A 22,893-nucleotide genomic window follows, 5' to 3' on the forward strand; every position below is an offset into this window, starting at 1 on the left:
TCTTATCAATCCCCTCGGCAAGCGCTACCCTATATCCCATTGTGATATCCTTACGTTCGTTTGTTACCCAGAGGGAGTGGACTATGACATCGCCGGCCATTCGTTTGACCCAGTACAGCCACGGCGCTGGCTGCGGCTGTAAAATCTCACCCAAAGTGCTTGAAACGATACTGCACAGCGAGCAGGAAAAGTTTATCGATCCCCATCTGCTGGTGGGTAATGAAACGCGTGATGATGCCGCGGTGTATGACATCGGTAACGGCGTGGGCATTATCAGCACCACTGATTTCTTTATGCCGATCGTCGACGATCCGTTTGATTTTGGCCGTATTGCGGCAGCCAACGCCATCAGCGACGTGTATGCCATGGGCGGTAAGCCGATCATGGCCATCGCTATTCTCGGCTGGCCGATTGCCAAGTTGCCCGCAGAGGTTGCCCAACAGGTGATCGACGGTGGCCGCTATGCTTGCCAGCAGGCGGGGATTGCATTGGCGGGGGGCCATTCTATTGATGCCCCAGAACCTATTTTTGGCTTGGCCGTGACCGGCATCGTCAAAACCGAGCTGGTGAAGAAAAACAGTGCAGCGCAGGCAGGTACCAAGTTATTCCTGACCAAACCGCTAGGCATTGGCGTACTGACCACCGCAGAGAAGAAAAGCAAACTGCTGGCCGAACATCAAGGCTTGGCTACTGAGGTCATGTGCCAGTTGAACAAGCCTGGGGCGGACTTTGCCGAAGTGGCAGGCGTCACGGCGATGACCGATGTTACCGGCTTTGGCCTGCTTGGCCACCTTAGCGAGATGTGCCAGGGTTCCGATCTGCAGGCAACCGTATGGTTCGAATGCGTGCCGAAACTGCCGGATGTGGAACGTTACATCAGCGAAGGCTGCGTGCCGGGAGGTACCGAGCGTAACTTTGAAAGCTATGGTCACCTGGTGGGCGCCATGAGCGATCTGCAACGTCAATTGCTGTGCGATCCGCAAACCTCTGGCGGTTTGCTGCTGGCGGTATTGCCGGAAGCTGAAGCCGAAGTGCAGGCGATAGCGGCCCGACATGGCATCACGCTGAACGCGATTGGTGAATTGCAGGCCGCACAGGCGGGTAAACCACTGATCGAGGTTGTCTAGTGTCAACGGTGCAGACTCGACAGGATACGCAAGACTACCAGCGCCTTTTTCTACAGGATGTGCCGCTGATTGACGTGCGCGCGCCGATAGAGTTTACGCAGGGGGCATTCCCCTGTTCAGTCAACCTGCCGCTGATGAACGACAGTGAACGTCAGGCGGTGGGCACCTGCTACAAACAGAAGGGTCAACAAGCTGCAATCGCTCTTGGACACAGCCTGGTCAACGGTAAACTGCGTGAGCAGCGCACGCAGGCCTGGATCGAACAGTGTGCCCGGCAGCCGGAAGGTTATATCTACTGTTTCCGCGGTGGTCTACGTTCGCAATTGGTACAACAGTGGCTGCGAGAGGCCGGTGTTGACTACCCACGCGTGATTGGTGGCTACAAGGCACTGCGCAATTTTTTGCTCGGTGCGCTTGAGGCCGCCGCTGTGTTGCCTATGCTGATCGTTGGCGGTAATACCGGCTGCGGCAAGACGCTGCTGATTAATGAATTGGCGGCAGGCATCGATCTGGAAGGGATCGCCCATCATCGTGGCTCCTCCTTTGGCCGTACGCTGGTGAAACAGCCTACCCAGATAGATTTCGAAAATCATCTGGCCATACGCATGCTGAAAAAACAGCATGCTGGTTGCCGCCATTGGGTGTTAGAAGATGAAAGCCGGATTATCGGTTCTACCAATCTGCCTTTAAGCTTGTTCAATGGCATGCAGCAGGCTGCTCTGGTGGTGATTGACGATCCGTTTGATGTGCGTGTGGCACGCCTGCAAGATGAGTACATCGACCGGATGCGCATTGCCTTTGAGCAAGCCTATGGCGAGCAAGACGGCTGGCGGCAATATGATGAATATCTGCATCATGGCCTGTTTGCCATCCGCCGCCGCCTGGGGCTGGAACTGTTCCAGCAGTTGACGTTGCGTCTGGAATCGGCGCTGCAAGTGCAACGGCTCAGTGGCCAAAGCGAAGCGCATCAGCAATGGCTGGTGCCGCTGTTGCAGCACTATTACGACCCGATGTATCGCTATCAACTAGAGAAGAAAACCCAACGTGTGATCTTTCGCGGTAATTACGCGCAAGTCAGAGAGTTCCTGATGACGTATAGCCAGAATAACGGTGAATAATGCGACTGTTTATAGCCGAAAAACCGAGTTTGGCCCGCGCCATTGCTGATGTATTACCCAAGCCCCATCGTCGGGGGGATGGTTTTATCGCCTGTGGCAGCAACGACGTGGTGACCTGGTGCGTTGGGCATCTGTTAGAACAGGCCCAGCCGGATGCTTACGACAGCCGTTACGCGCGCTGGTCGCTGGCTGACTTGCCGATAATTCCACAGAAGTGGCTGTTGCAGCCGCGCCCTTCGGTCAGCAAGCAGCTGAACGCGATCAAAAAGCTGTTGGCAGAGGCTGACGAAGTGATCCACGCAGGTGACCCGGATCGGGAAGGGCAGTTGCTGGTGGATGAGGTGCTGGATTATCTGGCACTGACGCAGGATAAACGCCAGAACGTGCGGCGTTGCCTGATTAACGATCTTAACCCACAGGCGGTGGAGCGTGCGGTACAGCGTCTGCGTGATAACCGTGACTTTATCCCGCTGTGCGTTTCCGCGTTAGCGCGTGCGCGTGCCGACTGGCTTTACGGCATCAACATGACCCGGGCTTATACGCTGCTAGGGCGTAACGCGGGCTACGACGGCGTGTTGTCGGTGGGGCGGGTACAGACGCCGGTGTTGGGGCTGGTGGTGCGGCGCGATGAAGAGATCGAAAACTTCGTCTCGAAAGACTTCTTTGAGGTGAAGGCGCATATCGTCACGCCGAAGGAAGAGCGCTTTGTCGCCCTGTGGCAGCCGAGCGAATCCTGCGAACCTTACCAGGATGAGGAAGGGCGCTTACTGCACCGGCCATTGGCCGAACACGTGGTTAAACGCATCGAGGGCGCACCGGCGCTGGTCACCTCGTATAATGATAAACGGGAATCAGATACCGCTCCGCTGCCGTTTTCCCTTTCCACGCTGCAGATTGAAGCGTCGAAACGCTTTAACCTCAGCGCACAGCAGGTGTTGGACGTTTGCCAACGGCTGTATGAAACCCACAAGTTGATCACTTACCCGCGTTCTGACTGCCGTTATCTGCCAGAGGAACACTTTGCCGGACGCCATGCGGTGTTGAATGCCATCAGCGTACATCAACCGGATCTCTATCCACAGCCGATTATCGATAGCGAGCGCCGTAACCGCTGTTGGGACGATAAGAAGGTCGATGCTCACCACGCGATTATTCCTACGGCACGTGCCAGCAAGGCTAGCCTGAGCCAGGATGAACTGAACGTTTACGGTTTGGTGGCCCGGCAGTATCTGATGCAGTTTTGCCCGGATGCGATGTTCCGCAAGTGCGTTATCGAGCTGGATATCGCCGGCGGCAAGTTTATCGCCAAGGCGCGTTTCCTGGCCGAAGCGGGCTGGCGCACCCTGCTGGGAAGTAAAGAACGTGATGAGGAAAACGAAGGTGCACCGCTGCCTGTTGTTGCCAAAGACGATGAGTTGCTTTGTGAGCGTGGCGAAGTGGTAGAACGCCAGACTCAACCGCCACGGCCCTTTACCGATGCCAGCCTGTTGTCGGCCATGACAGGGATTGCGCGGTTTGTGCAGGATAAAGCGCTAAAGAAAATCCTGCGAGCGACCGATGGTTTAGGGACAGAGGCAACGCGCGCAGGCATCATCGAGCTGCTCTTCAAGCGGGCGTTTCTCTACAAGAAAGGGCGCTATATTCATTCCAGCGAAACCGGGCGGGCACTGATCCATTCATTGCCGGACCTGGCGGCACGCCCTGATATGACGGCGCAGTGGGAGTCTACGTTGACGCAAATCAGCGAAAAATCCTGCCGTTATCAGGACTTTATGCAACCGCTGGAGGGCACACTGCAACAGCTGATCTATCAGGCTAAGCAGAGCCGGGCCAGTATAGCGTTTCGTGGCTTGTCGCCTGCACCGTCAGCCGGGGCCAAAAAGCGTAAAAAAAGTGCCGGTAAGGCACGGGAGAAAAGTGAATGAGCCGCATACCCTTGTTGATTGGTTGTTTGGCACTGTTTTCCAGCGGCGTATTGGCCAATCGCGGCAACGTCGATGTCGTCGTGCCGGTTTCCCCTGAAATATGGGGTACCGCACGTACCACGACAACGCCGCCGCCCTGCAATCGTTGCTGCATTTATCAGAATCAAAACTATTCTGAAGGTGCGCTGCTGAAAGTGGGCGACGAGATGATGCAGTGCGCACGCGACCCTAACGTCACGGGCACCAATCCGTTAATCTGGATCCGCCTCAAGCGGTGATTTTAACGGCCTGATTTCTGTACTCACCTTAACCGTGCCGCCAATTGATTCAATTCCTGACAACGGCGCTATTACAGCGCCCTCTTACTGTGGGAGAGGGGCGGGGTGAAGCGGATATAGCTTTCCAACAGGGGAATATCGGCGGGGGCTAGCGGGTAATCTCTGGCTTGCTCGGGCGTCACCCAAGCAAATGCGCTATGGCAATGTAGCTGCAATTCCCCGCTGAAGGAGACAACCTGCCAAGCATGCAGCCGAATAATCCTCTCCTTTTGCGGCCACTGATTGCTAGCCACAAAACTCCCCACTTTGGCGATAATGCCCAACTCTTCTCTCAATTCACGGGCGAGCGCCTGGGGCTGGCTCTCAGCCATTTCGACCTTCCCGCCGGGAAACTCCCATAGGCCAGCCTGATCGCTGCTGCTATCGCGTTGAGCAAGCAGGATCTTGCCATCTTGTTCGATAATGGCGGCAACGACATCAATGATTTTCATAGCTTGGATTCAATGTTGCCCCGACGTGCATCGGGGCAGGGAGATTACAGTGCGAATTCGGCCCAGACGGGAGCATGGTCTGAAGGCTTCTCCATGGCACGGATCTGATAATCAATGCCGGTGGCGGTACAGCGCGCAGCCAATGAGGTGTTAGCCAGCAGCAGATCGATGCGCAGACCACGGTTTTCATCAAAACCACGCGAACGATAGTCAAACCACGAGAACTCATCGTTACGCTCAGGGTTGGCATGACGGTAGGTATCTACCAGACCCCAGTCCAGCAGGCGGCCCATCCATTCACGCTCTTCCGGCAGGAAGGAGCATTTGCCAGTGCGCAACCAACGTTTGCGGCTCTCTTCACCAATACCGATGTCCAGATCGCTTGGGCTGATGTTCATATCGCCCATGATCAACACCTGCGACTCCGCAGGCAGTTGTTGCAGATAATTTTGCAGATCTTGATAAAAGCGGGTTTTGGCTGGGAATTTGATAGGGTGGTCGCGGCTTTCTCCTTGAGGGAAGTAACCATTAATCACCGTCAATGTACCTTGTGGTGTCGCAAGGTCGGCCATGATGATACGACGCTGTGCATCTTCTTCATCAGTAGGAAAACCGCGGCGTACGGCAAGAGGTTCATCTTTAGTCAGCAACGCCACGCCGTAATGGCCTTTCTGCCCATGATAGAACACGTGATAGCCGTGTTGGCTAACGTCTTCCAGCGGGAACATATCGTCGTGAACTTTGGTTTCCTGCAGGCCGATCACATCCGGCTGATGCTGCTCGATAATTGCTGCCAGTTGATGCGGACGTGCACGCAGTCCATTGATATTAAAAGAAACAAACTTCATGAGCGCTGCCGTTTTTATCCGAAAAAATGTGTTCAGATAGTAGCAGAGTTTGGCTGAAAATGTAACGCGGACCAGCGGCGGTTTGCCGCTGGTAGCCAGGGTTTATTTCGCCCAGCGGTCGTAATTCTGCGGCTGATAGTCATCAAACAGCTGGATTAAGGCTGCCGGAGAATCGCTGATATGCAAGGTCTTGAGATAATCATGCCGCATAAAGCCTTGATCGGCGACATGCTGTAAAAACTGGCTTAGCGGGTGGTAAAAACCGTTAACATCCAGCAGCCCGACCGGCTTGCTGTGGTAACCGATCTGCCCCCAGGTCCAGATTTCGAACAGCTCTTCCAGCGTACCGATGCCGCCAGGCAGGGCAATAAAGCCGTCGGCCAGTTCGGCCATCCGCGCCTTACGGGTGTGCATGTCGGGGACGATTTCCAACTCGGTCAGGCCACGGTGCGCCGTTTCGGCCTCGACCAGCCGTTGGGGAATGATGCCTATTGCTTCACCACCGGCCTCTAGTACCGCGTCTGCTACCACACCCATTAATCCTTTTTTACCACCGCCATACACCAGACGCCGCCCTTGGGTGGCAAGCAGATGACCTAGTTGGCGGGCATGTTCGACGTAGGCTGGATTATTGCCCTCGCTGGCACCACAAAAGATACAAATGTTGTTACGCATGACTTTCCCTTGCTGCTTTTAACGAAGCCAGTGGTATAGCGAATTGTGGGGTTTAGTTCAAGGGGAATTGGTATTGCGATGGAGCTGGGAAGGATGACTTCTTACAGTCGAAACTCGTTGTCTGAGTAAGGGTGTTTTATACCGTGACACCCAAGCTTGAAGCTGGTGGGAGTCATTGCAGGTTAGCCGACCGTTGAGCGCATGGATGCGCGATTGCGAGCCCCCAGGGACGAGTTTACGGCGTGACGGCGTTCTGTATGACTTTCACCTGTAGCACAATAAGGAGCAGCTATTTGGTTCGGTGATGCATGATGATATGACGAAAATATTTAGTCTGTGAGGGGGATAAAAGGATGGTGGTGGGGAGGATGACTTCGTATAGATGAGGCTAGTTGTCTGAGTAATGGTGCTTTATACCGCTACACCTAAGCTTGAGGCAGGTGGGAGTCATTGCAGGTTAGCCGACCGTTGAGCGCATGGATGCGCGATTGCGAGCCCCCAGGGACGGGTTTACGCCGTGTCGGCGTTCTGTATGACTTTCACCAGTAGCACAATAAGGAGCAGCTATTTGGTTCGGTGATGCATGATGATACGACGGAGATATTTAGTCTGTGAGGTGGGATACAAGGATGGTGGTGGGGAGGATGACCGCGCAAGCGCGTTGTCCACTGTGTGGACTCGAACCTTGGTCGAAGCTTCTCATCCTTCCCAATTCGGTGGTACATGGGAGTGACGTGATGGTTTTAGGTGTGGGAGGTATATAAAGAGATGGTGGTGGGGAGGATGACCGCGCAAGCGCGTTGTCCACTGCGTGGACTCGAACCTTGGTCGAAGCTTCTCATCCTTCCCAATTCGGTGGTACATGGGAGTGGAGTGATGATTTTAAGTGTGGGAGGTATATAAAGAGATGGTAGTGGGGAGGATGACCGCGCAAGTGCGTTGTCCACTGTGTAGACTCGAACCTTGGTCGAAGCTTCTCATCCTTCCCAATTCGGTGGTACATGGGAGTGACGTGATGATTTAAAATGTGGGAGGTACGTAAAGAGATGGTGGTGGGGAGGATGACCGCGCAAGCGCGTTGTCCACTATGTGGACTCGAACCTTGGTCGAAGCTTCTCATCCTTCCCAATTCGGTGATACGTGGGAGTGACATGATGATTTCAAATGTGGGGGGTACATAAAGAGATGGTGGTGGGGGAAGGATTCGAACCTTCGAAGTCTGTGACGGCAGATTTACAGTCTGCTCCCTTTGGCCGCTCGGGAACCCCACCATGGTATTCATGGTTGCTAATTTTGAACAGAAAGTTGGCAAAGTCTTTCTGGTAGTGCTGATTCATCCATCTCTTTGGCCACGGTTACGGTGGTGGTGAGAAGGATTACCGCGCAAGCGCGTTGTCCACTGCGTGGACTCGAACCTTGGTCGAAGCTTCTCATCTTTCCCCCTCAGTGCTAAATGAAACTCATAACTACATTTCATTTTAGTGGTCGAGGAGAAGATGGTGGTGGGGGAAGGATTCGAACCTTCGAAGTCTGTGACGGCAGATTTACAGTCTGCTCCCTTTGGCCGCTCGGGAACCCCACCATGATGCACATGGTTCACTACTATTTACTGGGAATCGGCTAGATCCCTCGATACTACGTAATTGCTTGCGAAACGTCTGTCTCGGTAAGCGGGGCGCATCATATCAAATGAAGCGCTTGTGTAAAGCATTGAAATGCAGAAAATGAATTGTTTGTCGCTTTTTTATTCTCAGCGGTGCTTCCGTGAACGAAAGACACCGCTTTGTTAACCAATTACAGGATCACCGTGCGGTTACCGTAGACGAACACGCGTTGCGCCAGCACACGATACAGTGCGCGGCTAAGTACGTTTTTCTCCACGTCACGCCCGGCACGCATCATATCTTCTGCAGAATAAGTGTGATCGACATGAATAACGTCCTGCATAATAATTGGGCCTTCATCCAGGCTGTCGTTCACGTAGTGCGCCGTTGCCCCGATGATCTTCACGCCACGCTCATAAGCTTGGTGATAAGGGCGTGCACCGATAAAGGCTGGCAAGAACGAATGGTGAATATTGATCACCTGGTTCGGGTAATGCTGAACGAAAGCCGGGGTGAGTACACGCATATACTTGGCCAAGACCACGTAATCCGGTTGGTATTGGTCGATCTGAGCGATCATCTGTTGATCATGCTGTTCACGCGTCAGGCCCTCGTGGCTGACCAGATGGAACGGAATGTCAAAACGTTCAACCAGAGTCTGCAACGTGGTGTGGTTGCCAATGACGGCGGCAATCTCAACGTCCAGGCCGCCATAAGCGCTTTTCATCAGCAGATCGCCCAGGCAGTGGGCTTCTTTGGTGACCAGCACCACAATACGGCGGCGGCCTGCACTGTGCAGTTCGCGCTCCGAACCCTCTGGTAACGCGCCGTCCAGATCGGCCAACAGCGTCGTGTCATTGAAGATCCCTTCCAGCTCGGTACGCATAAAGAAACGACCGGTGAGGTGATCGACAAACTCATTGTTTTGCACAATGTTCAATTCGTGCTTGTAACAAATGTTGGTGATCTTGGCGATCAGCCCTTTGGCATCGGGGCAGATGGTGCGTAAAATTTTTCTTTGTACGTTTTGCTGTGGCATGAGTGTGTCGATTCCGTCTGATTCTGAACCCGCAGGCTTATTGCCCGCAGCACTTTTTATATTTTTTGCCTGAACCGCAGGGGCAAACGGCATTCCTGCCCGGTTGAGGTTTGGTTCCGTCGATATAATACCAGCGTTGTTCAAGGCGAAGGAAGCGGGAACGCTCATGCATGGCACTCTCGCTTTCCCCATCGCGCGATCGGGCGATGAATTCCACGAACCCCTCATCAGCGCTATTGCCAGCGGTTTCCGCTACCACCGTCAGCCCAAGCCATTCGGTATCGCCAAAGCTGCTGCTGATGGCGCTGCGCCACTCTTCGGGGTTGCAGTCTGGGTGCCAGGTCGCAATAAGATAATCCACATCGCGTTTTACATAGGCGGAATATCTCGAACGCATTAATATGCCCGGTGACATAGCGTATTGAGTACCTGTTATATAGGGCGCACAGCAAACGCTGTAGTCCTGCCCGCTGCCGCAGGGGCATAGCTCAGTCAAAATAACGCCTCTCAGTGGTTAGCTCGCGCGATGTATAGCCACGGCTAAAATGAATTTAACGCATATGTTACCTAACATCATTCGTTGATGACAATGTACCCTGCGATTGGGTCGAGTGAATTCACCGAGCAAAGGATAGGCGAAGCATGCGGAAAGTAAAAATCGGATTGGCATTAGGGGCCGGTGCCGCCAAGGGGTGGGCGCATATCGGCGTGATTAACGCACTGCGTAAGCTGGGTATCGAAGCCGATATTGTTGCAGGATGTTCCGTGGGAGCACTGGTTGGGGCGGCGTTTGCCAGCCATCGGTTGCCAGCGATGGAGAAGTGGGTACGCTCATTCAGCTACTGGGACGTGATCAGGCTGATGGATCTCTCCTGGCAGCGCGGTGGGTTATTACGCGGCGAACGCGTATTTAACGTCGTTGGCCAAATACTGAAAATTAACGACTTTACCGACTGCTCATTGAAATTCGGTGCGGTGACCACCAACCTCAGTACCGGCCGTGAGCTGTGGATGACCAAAGGGGATATCCATCAGGCCATTCGTGCTTCCTGCAGCATGCCGGGCTTGTTGGCCCCGGTCTGGTTTGACGGATATTGGTTGGTGGATGGCGCCTTGGTCAACCCGGTTCCAATTTCATTGGCCAGGGCGATGGGGGCAGACATCGTGATTGCCGTGGATTTGCAACATGATGCGCACCTGATGCAGCAGGATCTCTTTTCGGTACGTAATGACGCTGGCGAGCAGAGTGAAACAAGCATTAGCGATGCCAATAACTGGCGCGACCGCCTGCGGGAACGCATGAATAAAATGATGCTGAAGAAAACCACCTTCACCCCCACGGCTATGGAGATCATGAGCACCTCGATTCAGATGCTGGAGAATCGGGTGAAGCGAACCCGTATGGCCAGTGATCCGCCGGATGTGCTGATCCAGCCGTATTGCCCACAGATATCTACCCTGGATTTCCATCGCGCCAGCGAGGCGATAGAGGCGGGCCGCTTGTCAGTCGAAAAACAGATAGATGTTTTGGCACCATTGATAAAAAATAAATGATTACCATTTGTTAGGGTGGAATGATGCTATTGGGCGTGTTTTCGACAGGCACAAGTGCTCATTATGAGCCACTATTACAACATCAAAAGGGAAGAGGCTGGGTCGATGGCATTACCACTGATAAGCAAGCGCATCTTAATCGTTGAGGACGAACAGGTTTTCCGTTCTGTGCTTGTAGGTTATCTTGCATCCTTGGGAGCACAAACCAGCGAGGCGGCCAATGGTCTTGTGGCGTTGAGTGCGGTTGAAGAGTTTGCTCCCGATCTGATCCTGTGCGATCTCGCCATGCCGGAAATGGATGGCATCGAGTTTGTTGAGCATCTGCGCTTGCAAGGGATAAAGATCCCGGTCTTGGTGATCTCGGCGACCGATAAGATGGCGGATATCGCCAAGGTGCTGCGGCTCGGCGTACAGGATGTGCTGCTGAAACCGTTGAGCGATCTCAACCGGCTGCGTGAAGCGGTACTGGCTTGTCTCTATCCTAATATGTTTACTTCGCAGGCGATCGAAGAGGCCGAGCTGTTCCAGGATTGGCAGGCATTAAGCCAAAACCCCTCCGAGGCCGTGAGATTACTCAAGCAGTTACAACCCCCCGTGCAGCAGTCTATTGCCGGTTGCCGTATTAATTATCGGCAATTAACCACCAGCGAAAATCCGGGGTTGGTGCTGGATATCGCGGCGCTATCGGATAAAGACCTGGCGTTTTATTGCCTGGATGTCACCCGTGCGGGAGATAATGGCGTGATGGCTGCTTTGCTATTGCGTGCTTTATTCAACGGCTTACTCCAAGATCATTTAGCCAATCAACAGCATCGCCTGCCGCAAATGTCCGCATTGTTAAAACAAGTTAACCAATTATTGCGCCAAGGCAAGTTGGAAGGCCAATTTCCGCTGTTGGTGGGCTATTATCATGCCGAATATAAGAATCTGGTGCTGGCCTCTGCCGGTTTGCATGCCAATGTAAATACAGGGGATAACCTGATTCAATTAAGTAATGGCGTACCCTTGGGAACGCTTGGCACCACTTACATGAATCAAATTAGCCAACGCTGTGATGCCTGGCAGTGCCAGGTCTGGGGTAGCGGTGGCCGGTTACGTCTTATGCTGAGTGCTGAATAAATCATCGATGGAACGCCCGCCATTGCCCTGCCTATTCTCGATTAACATCGTTTCCATAGGTAGTTGTCTTAATTTATTGCTATTTAAGTTTGGGGTAATACTCAGAGGATTTTAGCTGGTATACTCTGCGGGTTTTTCGCATGGCGGAGTAAGCGCACAATTTGAGTTGAGCGCTAAAATAAAGCTCAGGATCCCCGTAGCCATTTGCGGGTGATAAGCCCGTTTGTAAGCTCTTTGCCCATAGAGTGTCGAGACGAAAAAACCGCAATGCGTGTTAAGAATTGTTGGTTTGGCTGCTGCCTAAGTTGGCAGACAAACATAAGTGGCTTGATAACTTGTTGTTAAATTTGAAAATTAGGACTTGCCGATGAAAGTAACCGTTTTCGGTATTGGCTATGTTGGCCTGGTACAGGCAGCCGTGCTGGCTGACGTGGGTCATGATGTCATGTGTATTGACATCGATGAACAGAAGGTTGAAAACCTCAAAAAAGGCAATATTCCGATCTTTGAGCCGGGCCTGACTTCGCTGGTACAGCGAAACTATGAAGCTGGTCGTCTGCATTTTACTACCGATGCAAAGGCGGGTGTTGATCATGGCGCGATCCAGTTTATTGCCGTGGGAACGCCTCCGGACGAAGATGGTTCTGCCGATCTGAAATATGTCACCGCCGTGGCACGCACCATCGCAGAACATATGACAGACCGCAAAGTGGTGATCGATAAGTCAACCGTGCCGGTAGGTACCGCTGATAAAGTTCGTGAAGTGATGACCGAAACGCTGCGCAAGCGTGGCAGCGACTTGGCGTTTGATGTTGTCTCCAACCCGGAGTTCCTCAAGGAAGGGGCAGCTGTTGCCGATTGTATGCGCCCTGAGCGCATCGTGCTGGGCACCGACAACAAAGACGTCATCGAGCCGCTGCGTGAGCTGTATGAGCCGTTCAACCGCAACCACGACCGAATGATCCTGATGGATATCCGCAGCGCAGAGCTGACCAAATATGCCGCCAACTGCATGCTGGCGACCAAAATCAGCTTTATGAACGAAATCTCCAATCTGGCAGAGATGCTGGGTGCTGACATTGAAAAAGTGCGTCAGGGGATCGGTTCGGATTCACGTATTGGCTATCACTTCATTTATCCAGGTTGCGGCTACGGCGGCTCCTGCTTCCCGAAAGACGTTCAGGCGTTAATCCGTACCGCAGAGCATATCGGTTATCAACCGAAACTATTGCAGGCGGTAGAGCAGGTGAACAACCAGCAGAAATATAAGCTAACCCAATTCATCAAGCATCATTTTGCTAATGATGTAAAAGGGAAAACCTTCGCGCTGTGGGGCCTGGCGTTTAAACCTAATACCGACGATATGCGTGAAGCTTCCAGCCGTGTGCTGATGGAAACCCTGTGGGAGTTAGGCGCCAGCGTGCAAGCCTATGACCCGGAAGCCATGGCTGAAGCGCAGCGCATCTACGGGCAACGTGCCGATCTGAAATTGATGGGGACCAAAGAGGCGGCGTTACAGGGAGCCGATGCGTTGGTGATCTGTACCGAATGGCAGAGTTTCCGTGCTCCGGATTTTGATGCGATTAAGGCAGCCTTGAAGCAGCCCGTCATTTTTGATGGCCGTAACCTGTATGATCCAGAACGTCTGCAAGCTCGCGGCTTTACTTATTATGGTATTGGTCGTGGCGCATCGATTAAGCCGGTCATCTAAGAGGTGAGCATGAAATTCCTGGTTACAGGCGCTGCAGGGTTTATTGGTTATCACGTGACGGAGCGTCTGCTAGCCATGGGGCATCAGGTTGTCGGTATCGACAACCTGAATGATTATTACGCTGTCAGTCTGAAACAGGCACGGCTCGACATGCTGGCTAATCAGCCAGCATTTCAGTTTATCAAACTGGATTTGGCCGATCGCAATGGAATTGCCGAGCTGTTCGCTGAACATCAGTTTGAGCGGGTCATTCACCTCGGCGCCCAGGCCGGGGTGCGTTATTCGCTGGATCACCCCTTGGCTTATGCGGATTCCAACCTGATTGGCCATTTGAACATTCTTGAAGGGTGTCGGCATAATAAGGTTGGGCATTTGCTGTACGCGTCTTCCAGTTCGGTTTATGGCCTGAATCGCAAGCTACCGTTTTCGACGGATGACTCGGTCGATCACCCAATATCCCTGTATGCGGCGACGAAGAAAGCCAATGAGCTTATGTCGCACAGCTATTCGCATTTATATGGTCTGCCAACCACCGGCCTGCGATTTTTCACCGTATATGGCCCTTGGGGCCGTCCTGACATGGCGCTGTTTAAATTCACCAAGGCGATATTGGCCGGTGAGAGTATTGATGTATATAACCACGGTGAGATGCATCGTGACTTTACTTACATTGATGATATTGCCGAGGCGGTAGTACGCTTGCAGGCCATTGTTCCTCAATCCAATGCCAATTGGACGGTGGAAAAAGGGTCTCCAGCCAGCAGTTCTGCGCCTTACCATGTCTATAATATCGGCAATAGTAGCCCTATTAAGTTAATGGAATATATTCATGCTTTGGAGGCTGCGTTAGGTATCACGGCGCATAAAAATATGCTGCCGATGCAGCCTGGTGACGTTTTGGATACCAGCGCGGATACCGAGGAGCTATACCAGACTATCGCGTTTAAACCAGAGACCAGCGTTGATGAAGGGGTTAAACGGTTTGTTGATTGGTATCGGGCGTTTTATAACGTTCAGTAACCGAGCGATAGACGGGGAAAATAAAGGGGCTTAGGCCCCTTTTTCTTTTCCTGTACATGAGAATTTTGCTAGTCAACCGGGATAACGCGCGTGAAGGTCAGGGTGAATGCCGTGGCTGCAAAGCAAAAAGGCTCCCATAGGGAGCCTTTTGAAGGTAACTAAAATGCTATTACAGCAGGAAATCGTCCAGAGATTTGCCTTGCTCTTCGATAGCTTTTTTAATCACGGCTGGAGTACGGCCCTGGCCAGTCCAGGTTTTCATTTCGCCGTTTTCGTCTTTATAGTGGTATTTAGCTGGGCGTGCAGCACGCTTGGCTTTACCAGCGGCTTTGGTCGCAGCCATAGTTTGCAGCAGTTCGTTTGGATCAATACCGTCTGCAATCAGCATTTCGCGGTATTGTTGCAGTTTACGAGTGCGCTCTTCAATTTCTGCTTGAGCCTGGCTGTCTTCTTCGCGGCGTTCGTTAACAACAACTTCCAGCTTCTCCAGCATCTCTTCCAGTGTTTCCAGGCTGCATTCTCTTGCCTGTGCACGTAGAGTACGGATGTTGTTCAAAATCTTCAATGCTTCGCTCATTGTTCTAGTCTCAAATTATATTGGTGGGGGGGCGTGACGATAATAATAGAGTGCTCCTTTCTTTTCTGCAATAGCCAAATTGAAAGAGTGACTAAATTTATCTTTAAAAAACTGATATTGAGAACTGTCCGACTAATAACATAGGGGAATCAGGCTTTAATCCCCCCCCGGTTTTTATGCCAAATTCTCCAGCCGGAAGGCATAATCGCCGAGCTTAAAGTCATTTTGGCCCGCTTGACATAATTATGCTCTATAACAGTATCAGGAAGGATTTGTGTCCATAATCACTTCCCCAAAAGGACTAGTACTGTAAAGAATGGGGGTATAGTGGTAAACAGCCTGTCAGGAGCGAGTAAGTTGTTAAGCGTTCCAATTAACCGGGCAGTCATCGCTCAAAACACATTTAATTGCATGACTGGTGGGAGGGGCTGGGCAGGCTGTTTGCTCGCTGGCAGGACATATGCGTTTGAGCATTAATGAATTTAGTTAATCATTAACAATAATTAATTGTGCTTGATAAACCACAGTAATCTGTAAATAGATGTAAAAGTGTCCGCTGCGCGTGTAAAATGTTTCACATGAAACTTGGCTGATGGCTATTTTCTTAGGCCAAGATAATGTCAGCTCGCTTGCTGAGTCTGACCACGGTCTATGCTACACTGTCAACCTGCACCTTCTGACAGTATATACCCGTCGTCTCTCAGGCCGCAGCGTTGTTAACCGCAACACACTCATCAACCGGGGAGAATATATTCTCCCTTATTGGCAAGGGCGCAGTGAAGCGTGCCAGCAAGACCAGGGGATGAGTCAGCGGGGGGCTCAGCTGCAACCAGAAAGCCTTAGGGTATATATTTTAAACCATTGGAGTCGCGGCCACATGGCTCAGCTTTATTTTTATTATTCCGCTATGAATGCGGGGAAATCGACAGCACTGTTACAATCTTCATATAATTATCAAGAACGTGGTATGCGCACGCTGGTGTTCACCGCGGAGATCGACCACCGCTTCGGCGTGGGCAAAGTGAGTTCGCGGATTGGGTTGTCGTCGCAGGCACAGCTTTATAATAACGCCACTCAACTGTACGCCATGATTAATCAGGAGCATCAGCAGCAGCCCGTACATTGCGTGCTGGTGGATGAGAGCCAGTTTCTGACCAAAGAGCAGGTTGAAGAACTTTGCGAGGTGGTCGACCAACTGGATATTCCGGTGCTGTGTTATGGCTTACGCACGGATTTTCTTGGGGAACTGTTTGTTGGCAGCCATCATCTGCTGGCTTGGGCCGATAAACTGGTCGAATTGAAGACCATTTGTCATTGTGGGCGTAAAGCCAATATGGTGCTGCGCCTGGGGGATGATGGCAAGGCGATGCATATGGGGGAGCAGGTGGTGATCGGGGGTAACGAAAGCTATGTTTCGGTATGCCGCAAGCACTACAAGGAAGCGATCAAAGCTCCAGAGTGATATTGCGCCATAAGCGCCGCAGAAGGCCTATGCGGCGTTTTTTGATGCCACCCTGTAGGTCAGCTGGGATTGCTGTCCAAATAGCGTGGTGCTCATTAGGTGCAATTTATCTCACGCATAAAAAAACCCGCCTTTCGGCGGGTTTTGACCATTCAGAGAACGGTTATTTCTTGGACTTTTTTTCCGCTTTAGCTGCAACCGGTGCTGCAACTACCGCCTCTTCTTCAGTCGCTTCGCTGAATTCGCGACCGTAGAAGGTATCCATCAAGATTTGCTTGAGTTCGGCAATCAGCGGATAACGTGGGTTAGCACCGGTACATTGGTCATCAAACGCATCTTCAGACAGTTTGTCGACCTTGGCCAGGAAGTCGGCTTCTTGTACGCCAGCTTCGCGGATCGAGGTTGGAATACCCAGCTCTGCCTTGATTTCGTCCAACCATTTCAGCAGTTTTTCGATCTTCTGTGCGGTACGGTCACCGGCAGCGCTCAGACCGAGGTGGTCTGCGATTTCCGCGTAGCGACGACGTGCCTGAGGGCGGTCATACTGGCTGAAGGCGGTCTGCTTGGTCGGGTTGTCGTTGGCGTTATAACGGATAACGTTAGAGATCAACATGGCGTTAGCCAGGCCGTGCGGGATGTGGAACTCAGAACCCAGTTTGTGGGCCATTGAGTGACAAACACCCAGGAAGGCGTTAGCAAACGCGATACCGGCGATGGTAGCGGCGTTGTGTACACGCTCACGAGCAACCGGGTTTTTCGCCCCTTCGTGATAGCTGGCTGGCAGATATTCTTTCAGCAGTTTCAGCGCTTGCAGCGCCTGGCCGTCTGAATATTCGTTGGCCAGTACGGAAACGTAGGCTTCCAGGGCGTGAGTAACCGCATCCAGGCCGCCGAAGGCGCACAGGGATTTAGGCATGTTCATCACCAGGTTGGCATCGACAATCGCCATGTCCGGGGTCAGAGCATAGTCAGCCAGTGGGTATTTCTGGCCGGTGGCGTCATCGGTCACAACCGCAAACGGTGTCACTTCTGAACCGGTACCTGAAGTGGTGGTGACGGCGATCATTTTCGCTTTCACGCCCATTTTCGGGAACTTGTAGATACGCTTACGGATGTCCATAAAGCGCAGCGCCAGATCTTCGAAGTGGGTTTCAGGATGTTCGTACAGCACCCACATGATTTTCGCAGCGTCCATCGGTGAACCACCACCCAGCGCGATGATCACGTCTGGTTTAAAGGAGTTCATCTGCTCGGCACCTTTACGTACGATGCTCAGCGTTGGGTCAGCTTCAACCTCAAAGAACACTTCAGTTTCAATACCGTGCGATTTCAGAACCTTGGTGATCTGATCGGCATAGCCGTTATTGAACAGGTAGCGGTCGGTAACGATGAAGGCGCGTTTTGCCCCGTCGGTAGCCACTTCTTCCAGCGCGATTGGCAGTGAGCCACGGCGGAAGTAGATCGATTTAGGAAGTTTGTGCCACAACATGTTTTCTGCTCGCTTCGCTACAGTTTTCTTGTTGATCAAGTGTTTTGGACCGACGTTTTCAGAGATGGAGTTACCACCCCAGGAACCGCAGCCCAACGTCAGTGACGGAGCGAGTTTAAAGTTGTACAGGTCACCGATACCCCCCTGAGAAGCCGGGGTGTTGATCAGAATACGTGCGGTTTTCATTTTGTCGCCAAAATACTCTACGCGTGCAGTCTGGTTATCTTGATCGGTGTACAGACAAGAGGTGTGACCGATACCGCCCATGGCGACCAATTTCTCGGCTTTGCTGACGGCATCTTCAAAATCTTTGGCACGGTACATCGCCAGGGTAGGTGACAGTTTTTCGTGAGCAAATGGCTCAGATTCGTCAACCAGTTTCACTTCACCGATCAGGATTTTGGTGCTGGCAGGCACTTTGATACCGGCCATTTCAGCGATTTTTGGTGCAGACTGGCCAACGATAGCGGCGTTCAGACCACCGTTTTTCAGGATGATGTCCTGAACGGCTTTCAGCTCTTTGCCCTGCAGCATGTAGCCGCCGTGGGAAGCGAAGCGTGCGCGCACTGCATCGTAGATGGAATCCACTACGATCACGGACTGTTCAGACGCACAGATCACACCGCTGTCGAAGGTTTTTGACATCAGGATGGAAGCAACAACGCGTTTGATGTCGGCAGTTTCATCGACTACAACTGGGGTGTTACCGGCACCAACGCCGATAGCCGGTTTACCAGAACTGTAAGCGGCTTTAACCATGCCTGGGCCACCGGTTGCCAGGATCAGGTTGATGTCTGGGTGATGCATCAACTGGTTGGACAGATCAACCGTTGGCTGGTCGATCCAGCCGATGATGTCTTTTGGTGCGCCAGCAGCAATAGCAGCCTGCAGCACGATATCTGCGGCTTTGTTGGTGGCGTTCTTGGCACGTGGGTGTGGGGAGAAAATGATGCCGTTACGGGTCTTCAGGCTGATCAGCGCTTTGAAGATTGCGGTAGAAGTTGGGTTGGTGGTTGGTACGATACCGCAAATCAGGCCAATTGGCTCTGCAATGGTGATGGTACCGAAAGTTTCATCTTCGGAGAGGATCCCGCAGGTTTTTTCGTCTTTATAGGCGTTATAGATGTATTCTGAAGCGAAGTGGTTTTTGATGACTTTGTCTTCAACGATACCCATGCCTGATTCTTCAACGGCCAGTTTAGCCAGAGGAATACGGGCATCTGCGGCGGCGAGGGCAGCGGCGCGGAAGATCTTATCAACTTGCTCTTGTGAGAAGTTGGCATACTCGCGCTGGGCTTTTTTGACACGTGCAACTAGCTCGTTCAATTCAGCGACATTCGTTACAGCCATGATGCTCTCCTGATAAATGTTAAACTCTTTCAGTAAATAAGCCGTTCGAGGAACTAGTATAGACATCTGTCAGGAAGGCGTCTGTTAGATCATGAGACATTTCCCGCAGTTAGCGACCCATACTGCTGATTTACTTAAAGAGCTTTACCAAGTGCAAGTTGGTAGTAGGCAAGCGAGACAGAAATCGGTATCCATACCTCATACTACCTTTTGACTACGACTAAGAGCTTAACTATTCCTGAGTAGATATTTTGTGATGTAAATCATAAAAATCGCAAGCTGACACCTTTCAGCTTGCTGTTGTTGAGAGTTATTATCAACAAGGTGATTGGTGATGACCTGATGATACTGAATAACAGCAGGTAACACACAAGGAATTAACAATAGCGAATTGTTTTGTAACATTCTGTTGGGGTAGGGAAAAATGCTGGCCGGGTGGATGGATTAGCTGGCGCAATTCCATTACATTAGCGCGCATCGGCAGTGTCTCTTTTTACAGCTATTTATGCGGAGTTTTTCGTGGGCCAATCTCTGTTGGATTTTTCCGGCTACATCAAGTTCTTTGTCGGCCTGTTTGCGCTGGTCAACCCGGTAGGTATTCTGCCGGTGTTTATCAGCATGACCAGCTATCAGGCCGAGGTCGGGCGTAACAAAACCAACCTGACGGCTAACCTGTCGGTGGCGATTATTTTGTGGACCTCGCTGTTCCTGGGTGAGGGCATATTGCGTATGTTTGGTATCTCCATCGACTCTTTCCGTATTGCCGGCGGCATTTTGGTGGTGACCATCGCCATGTCGATGATCAGCGGCAAGCTGGGTGAAGACAAACAGAACAAGCAGGAAAAGTCAGAGAGTGCGATCCGTGAAAGCATCGGGGTCGTTCCCTTGGCGCTGCCGCTGATGGCCGGGCCGGGTGCCATCAGTTCCACCATTGTCTGGAGCTCTCGTTACCACAGCTGGCAGAACCTGTTAGGTTTTACCGTGGCGATCGCTTTGTTCGCTTTCTGTTGTTGGCTCTTGTTCCGGGCAGCTCCGCTGCTGGTGCGTTTGCTGGGGCAAACCGGCATCAACGTCATTACCCGTATCATGGGGTTGTTGTTGATGGCGCTGGGTATAGAATTTATTGTCACCGGCATCAAAGCCATTTTCCCTGGGTTGTTATAACCTTAATAAAGCCGCGGATAATCCTGTTTGCGGCTTAAGTTATTTTTAATTTTTCAAATTATCTCAGCTGATGCATTATTAAAGTGCATAACCTGCCTGCTTTTCATTCTATTGCCCCAGCCTGTGGCACAAATCTCACTTTATCGGTTGATAAAGCACCAAGATGTTATTTTCTCCACTTTTAAAATCCGAGTGACGGGGTTTTTGTCTCCCTATGGGTAAAATTGTTGTTAATTTAATCACATCATTCTGTAGGGCTTGTCTCCGTTTCACACAGGTGTTATTAGTGATTAACCACGCATAGGCAGGTGTTTATTCTCTGAACGGCATTTTTGTTAACTGAATGTTTCTTTTGAGTGGTTTTTTTCATCCTGGAAGAAAAGGTTAAAAGTGAAGCCGCTATTTATCCAATAAAATCATGGCATTAATCGTTGTCTAAGCAGGTGGGAAGGCTAGGTGTCTGTAGGGCTATGGGATAATAAAAGAGAAATGCTTAACATTTCTGTAAAAATTATTAGCTATGAATTTTTGCTTCTGCTAATTTCCGAGCAACTTATCAGAAGGAAAAATCTTATCTTTGGCGCGCCAAGTAGGAATGATTTTTGCTGGTATCCGTATATTTAGCCCGCTTGATAACTATTTCACAATTATTGCTTAGCCGTGAAAAGGAGCCTGTACTATGCCGCAAACCACGAAGCATCAACCGTTGACCGTTATCATCGCCGCCGTGTTGGGGATGATCGCCAGCCAAAACCTGCAGGCCGTTGAGGTTCCGGCCGGTGTGCAATTGGCACCACTGCAGCGCATGGTGATCAACAACGGTTCAGAAGTCGCTTCGTTGGATCCGCATAAGGTCGAAGGAACGCCTGAAAGCAATATTATCCTCAACCTGCTAGAAGGGTTGGTCAGCACCGATGCCAATGGCCATCTGGCCCCTGCGGTGGCGGAAAACTGGGAAAATACCGATTACCAGACGTGGACTTTCCACCTGCGTCCAGGGGCGGTATGGAGTGATGGCTCTCCGGTGACCGCGCAGGATTTCGTGTATAGCTGGCAGCGGCTGGCGGATCCTAAGACCGGTTCCCCTTATGCCAGCTATCTGCAATACGCCCGAATTGAACATATTGACGCTATTCTTGCCGGTAAGAAACCGCCTGAATCGCTGGGTGTCAGCGCCATTGATGAGAAAACGTTGAAGGTGACGCTCAGTGAGCCGGTGCCCTATTTTGTCAGTATGCTGTCCCATACCTCAATGAAGCCGGTCAAACAGTCGGTAGTCGAGAAATTTGGCGATAAGTGGACACTGCCACAGAACTACGTGGGCAACGGGGCATATCGCTTATCTGAGTGGGTCGTCAACGAACGTATCGTGCTCGAACGCAGCCCGAGCTACTGGAATAACAGCAAGACGGTGATCGAGCAGGCCACGTTCCTGCCGTTGTCCTCCGAGGTCAGCGACATTAACCGCTACCGCAGCGGTGAAATCGATATTACCAATAGCGCCATCCCGCCGAATCTGTATGCCAAAATGAAACGCGAGATCCCAGAACAGCTGCACGTTAACCCTTACCTGTGCACCTTCTATTACGAGATCAACAATCAGCGTGCGCCGTTTACCGACGAGCGCGTACGTGCGGCAGTCAAGTTGACGCTGGATCGCGACATTATTGCCAACAAGATCATGGGCCAGGGCCAAATCCCCGCCTACAGCTTTACGCCAACCTTTACCGAGGGGGGTAACTTCAGCCAGCCTGAATGGGCAGGGTGGACGCAGGAAAAACGCAACGAAGAAGCGAAGAAGCTGCTGGCGCAAGCAGGGTTCAACGCTGAGAAACCACTCAAATTTACCCTGTTGTATAACACCTCCGATCAAAATAAGCAGCAAGCCATCGCTGCTGCCTCAATGTGGAAGAAGAACCTTGGCGCCCAGGTCACATTGCAAAATCAGGAATGGAAAACCTCGCTGCAGAGCCGCCATGAAGGGCAATTTGATGTGGCCCGTGCCACCTGGTGTGGTGATTACAATGAACCGAGCGCGTTTCTGAATATGCTGCTTTCCAACAGCAGCAATAACACCTTCTTCTATAAAAGCCCGGCGTTCGATGCGCTCATGGCCAGCACCCTGCAAGCGCCTGACGCTGCTGCACGCGGGGCCATTTATCAGCAGGCGGAGACCTTGCTGGACAAAGATTCTGCGCTGATCCCGGTTTATTATCGGGTCAGTGCGCGGCTGGTCAAACCTACGGTTGGCGGTTTCACCGGCAAAGACCCGCAAGACTATATCGATCTGAAAAACTTTTACATCATCAAACAGTAATCAAGGGTATTTCCGGCGGTGATAG

18 protein-coding genes and 2 tRNA genes are annotated in these 22,893 nt (G+C 51.8%); 11 read left to right on the forward strand and 9 right to left on the reverse strand.

Features of this window, described 5'->3' with window-relative positions; genetic code table 11:
• Window positions 1-83 precede the first annotated feature (83 nt).
• Genes selD through A6U95_RS19675 form a run of 4 tightly spaced genes read left to right on the forward strand, consistent with a single transcriptional unit; the run spans window position 84 to window position 4,448 of the window.
• Entirely contained in the window at window positions 84-1,127 is a 1,044-nt protein-coding gene (gene selD, locus A6U95_RS19660) for a selenide, water dikinase SelD (RefSeq protein WP_065685677.1), read from the forward strand.
• Entirely contained in the window at window positions 1,127-2,245 is a 1,119-nt protein-coding gene (mnmH, locus tag A6U95_RS19665) for a tRNA 2-selenouridine(34) synthase MnmH (RefSeq protein ID WP_065685678.1), read from the forward strand. Before selD ends, mnmH begins: the two co-directional genes overlap by 1 nt.
• A complete protein-coding gene (locus A6U95_RS19670; RefSeq protein WP_065685679.1) occupies window positions 2,245-4,170 on the forward strand; it encodes a DNA topoisomerase III in 1,926 nt (641 codons plus the stop codon). The genes mnmH and A6U95_RS19670 overlap by 1 nt, the downstream gene beginning before the upstream one ends.
• Window positions 4,167-4,448, forward strand: coding sequence for a DUF1496 domain-containing protein (locus A6U95_RS19675; RefSeq protein WP_065685680.1), 282 nt, complete (start codon window positions 4,167-4,169; stop codon window positions 4,446-4,448). The genes A6U95_RS19670 and A6U95_RS19675 overlap by 4 nt, the downstream gene beginning before the upstream one ends.
• 71 nt (window positions 4,449-4,519) lie before the next feature.
• Here A6U95_RS19675 and A6U95_RS19680 read toward each other — a convergent pair whose 3' ends face one another.
• The 7 genes from A6U95_RS19680 to A6U95_RS19710 all read right to left on the reverse strand — a co-directional run bounded on the left by A6U95_RS19680 (window position 4,520) and on the right by A6U95_RS19710 (window position 9,601).
• Entirely contained in the window at window positions 4,520-4,939 is a 420-nt protein-coding gene (locus tag A6U95_RS19680; protein WP_065685681.1) for a pyrimidine (deoxy)nucleoside triphosphate diphosphatase, read from the reverse strand.
• Window positions 4,940-4,983: 44 nt separating this feature from the next.
• On the reverse strand, window positions 4,984-5,787 hold the full coding sequence (gene xthA, locus A6U95_RS19685) for an exodeoxyribonuclease III (protein ID WP_065685682.1): 804 nt from the start codon (window positions 5,785-5,787) through the stop codon (window positions 4,984-4,986).
• A gap of 102 nt (window positions 5,788-5,889) precedes the next feature.
• Entirely contained in the window at window positions 5,890-6,462 is a 573-nt protein-coding gene (locus A6U95_RS19690) for a TIGR00730 family Rossman fold protein (protein WP_024486669.1), read from the reverse strand.
• A 1,186-nt stretch (window positions 6,463-7,648) separates the two neighbouring features.
• Window positions 7,649-7,733, reverse strand: a tRNA-Tyr gene (locus A6U95_RS19695).
• Window positions 7,734-7,959: 226 nt separating this feature from the next.
• Window positions 7,960-8,044: transfer RNA gene (locus tag A6U95_RS19700), tRNA-Tyr, on the reverse strand.
• Between the two features lie 212 nt (window positions 8,045-8,256).
• Entirely contained in the window at window positions 8,257-9,105 is an 849-nt protein-coding gene (gene purU, locus A6U95_RS19705) for a formyltetrahydrofolate deformylase (RefSeq protein WP_021181219.1), read from the reverse strand.
• Between the two features lie 37 nt (window positions 9,106-9,142).
• On the reverse strand, window positions 9,143-9,601 hold the full coding sequence (locus A6U95_RS19710) for a YchJ family protein (RefSeq protein WP_065685683.1): 459 nt from the start codon (window positions 9,599-9,601) through the stop codon (window positions 9,143-9,145).
• Window positions 9,602-9,747: 146 nt separating this feature from the next.
• Between A6U95_RS19710 and rssA the strand changes: the two genes are divergently transcribed.
• The 4 genes from rssA to A6U95_RS19730 all read left to right on the forward strand — a co-directional run bounded on the left by rssA (window position 9,748) and on the right by A6U95_RS19730 (window position 14,509).
• Window positions 9,748-10,659: a patatin-like phospholipase RssA gene (gene rssA, locus A6U95_RS19715; RefSeq protein WP_065685684.1), complete on the forward strand. Its 912-nt coding sequence runs from the start codon at window positions 9,748-9,750 to the stop codon at window positions 10,657-10,659.
• 105 nt (window positions 10,660-10,764) lie between these two features.
• Entirely contained in the window at window positions 10,765-11,778 is a 1,014-nt protein-coding gene (gene rssB, locus A6U95_RS19720; RefSeq protein ID WP_037376114.1) for a two-component system response regulator RssB, read from the forward strand.
• A 367-nt stretch (window positions 11,779-12,145) separates the two neighbouring features.
• Window positions 12,146-13,489: a UDP-glucose/GDP-mannose dehydrogenase family protein gene (locus tag A6U95_RS19725; protein WP_065685685.1), complete on the forward strand. Its 1,344-nt coding sequence runs from the start codon at window positions 12,146-12,148 to the stop codon at window positions 13,487-13,489.
• Window positions 13,490-13,498: 9 nt separating this feature from the next.
• Window positions 13,499-14,509, forward strand: coding sequence for an NAD-dependent epimerase (locus tag A6U95_RS19730; protein ID WP_065685686.1), 1,011 nt, complete (start codon window positions 13,499-13,501; stop codon window positions 14,507-14,509).
• Window positions 14,510-14,678: 169 nt separating this feature from the next.
• Here A6U95_RS19730 and hns read toward each other — a convergent pair whose 3' ends face one another.
• Window positions 14,679-15,086, reverse strand: a complete 408-nt coding sequence (hns, locus tag A6U95_RS19735) for a histone-like nucleoid-structuring protein H-NS (RefSeq protein WP_024486694.1) — start codon at window positions 15,084-15,086, stop codon at window positions 14,679-14,681.
• An 877-nt stretch (window positions 15,087-15,963) separates the two neighbouring features.
• On the opposite strand from hns, the gene A6U95_RS19740 reads away from it, so the two are divergent.
• Window positions 15,964-16,548, forward strand: a complete 585-nt coding sequence (locus A6U95_RS19740) for a thymidine kinase (protein WP_024528791.1) — start codon at window positions 15,964-15,966, stop codon at window positions 16,546-16,548.
• A gap of 163 nt (window positions 16,549-16,711) precedes the next feature.
• Here the strand turns inward: A6U95_RS19740 and adhE are convergent, their stop codons facing one another.
• Entirely contained in the window at window positions 16,712-19,387 is a 2,676-nt protein-coding gene (gene adhE, locus A6U95_RS19745; protein ID WP_065685687.1) for a bifunctional acetaldehyde-CoA/alcohol dehydrogenase, read from the reverse strand.
• A gap of 519 nt (window positions 19,388-19,906) precedes the next feature.
• Between adhE and A6U95_RS19750 the strand changes: the two genes are divergently transcribed.
• Together A6U95_RS19750 and A6U95_RS19755 are read left to right on the forward strand one after the other, a co-directional pair.
• A complete protein-coding gene (locus tag A6U95_RS19750) occupies window positions 19,907-20,551 on the forward strand; it encodes a YchE family NAAT transporter (protein WP_021181228.1) in 645 nt (214 codons plus the stop codon).
• A gap of 679 nt (window positions 20,552-21,230) precedes the next feature.
• The gene (locus A6U95_RS19755; RefSeq protein ID WP_065685688.1) at window positions 21,231-22,868 is read left to right on the forward strand and encodes an ABC transporter substrate-binding protein; all 1,638 of its coding nucleotides are present in this window, start codon (window positions 21,231-21,233) and stop codon (window positions 22,866-22,868) included.
• Window positions 22,869-22,893: the final 25 nt, after the last annotated feature.

The sequence above is a fragment of the Serratia sp. 14-2641 genome (genome assembly GCF_001692375.1).
Classification (GTDB): Bacteria; Pseudomonadota; Gammaproteobacteria; order Enterobacterales; family Enterobacteriaceae; genus Chania; species Chania fonticola_C.

What these genes read in the sequence shown, in the direction of transcription:
- adhE (WP_065685687.1), bottom strand. Translation starts at nt 19,387, where the DNA reads ATGGCTGTAACGAATGTCGCTGAATTGAACGAGCTAGTTGCACGTGTC.
- A6U95_RS19675 (WP_065685680.1), top strand. Translation starts at nt 4,167, where the DNA reads ATGAGCCGCATACCCTTGTTGATTGGTTGTTTGGCACTGTTTTCCAGC.
- A6U95_RS19755 (WP_065685688.1), top strand. Translation starts at nt 21,231, where the DNA reads ATGCCGCAAACCACGAAGCATCAACCGTTGACCGTTATCATCGCCGCC.
- hns (WP_024486694.1), bottom strand. Translation starts at nt 15,086, where the DNA reads ATGAGCGAAGCATTGAAGATTTTGAACAACATCCGTACTCTACGTGCA.
- A6U95_RS19670 (WP_065685679.1), top strand. Translation starts at nt 2,245, where the DNA reads ATGCGACTGTTTATAGCCGAAAAACCGAGTTTGGCCCGCGCCATTGCT.
- rssA (WP_065685684.1), top strand. Translation starts at nt 9,748, where the DNA reads ATGCGGAAAGTAAAAATCGGATTGGCATTAGGGGCCGGTGCCGCCAAG.
- A6U95_RS19730 (WP_065685686.1), top strand. Translation starts at nt 13,499, where the DNA reads ATGAAATTCCTGGTTACAGGCGCTGCAGGGTTTATTGGTTATCACGTG.
- A6U95_RS19740 (WP_024528791.1), top strand. Translation starts at nt 15,964, where the DNA reads ATGGCTCAGCTTTATTTTTATTATTCCGCTATGAATGCGGGGAAATCG.
- rssB (WP_037376114.1), top strand. Translation starts at nt 10,765, where the DNA reads ATGGCATTACCACTGATAAGCAAGCGCATCTTAATCGTTGAGGACGAA.
- purU (WP_021181219.1), bottom strand. Translation starts at nt 9,105, where the DNA reads ATGCCACAGCAAAACGTACAAAGAAAAATTTTACGCACCATCTGCCCC.
- A6U95_RS19725 (WP_065685685.1), top strand. Translation starts at nt 12,146, where the DNA reads ATGAAAGTAACCGTTTTCGGTATTGGCTATGTTGGCCTGGTACAGGCA.
- A6U95_RS19690 (WP_024486669.1), bottom strand. Translation starts at nt 6,462, where the DNA reads ATGCGTAACAACATTTGTATCTTTTGTGGTGCCAGCGAGGGCAATAAT.
- A6U95_RS19680 (WP_065685681.1), bottom strand. Translation starts at nt 4,939, where the DNA reads ATGAAAATCATTGATGTCGTTGCCGCCATTATCGAACAAGATGGCAAG.
- xthA (WP_065685682.1), bottom strand. Translation starts at nt 5,787, where the DNA reads ATGAAGTTTGTTTCTTTTAATATCAATGGACTGCGTGCACGTCCGCAT.
- selD (WP_065685677.1), top strand. Translation starts at nt 84, where the DNA reads ATGACATCGCCGGCCATTCGTTTGACCCAGTACAGCCACGGCGCTGGC.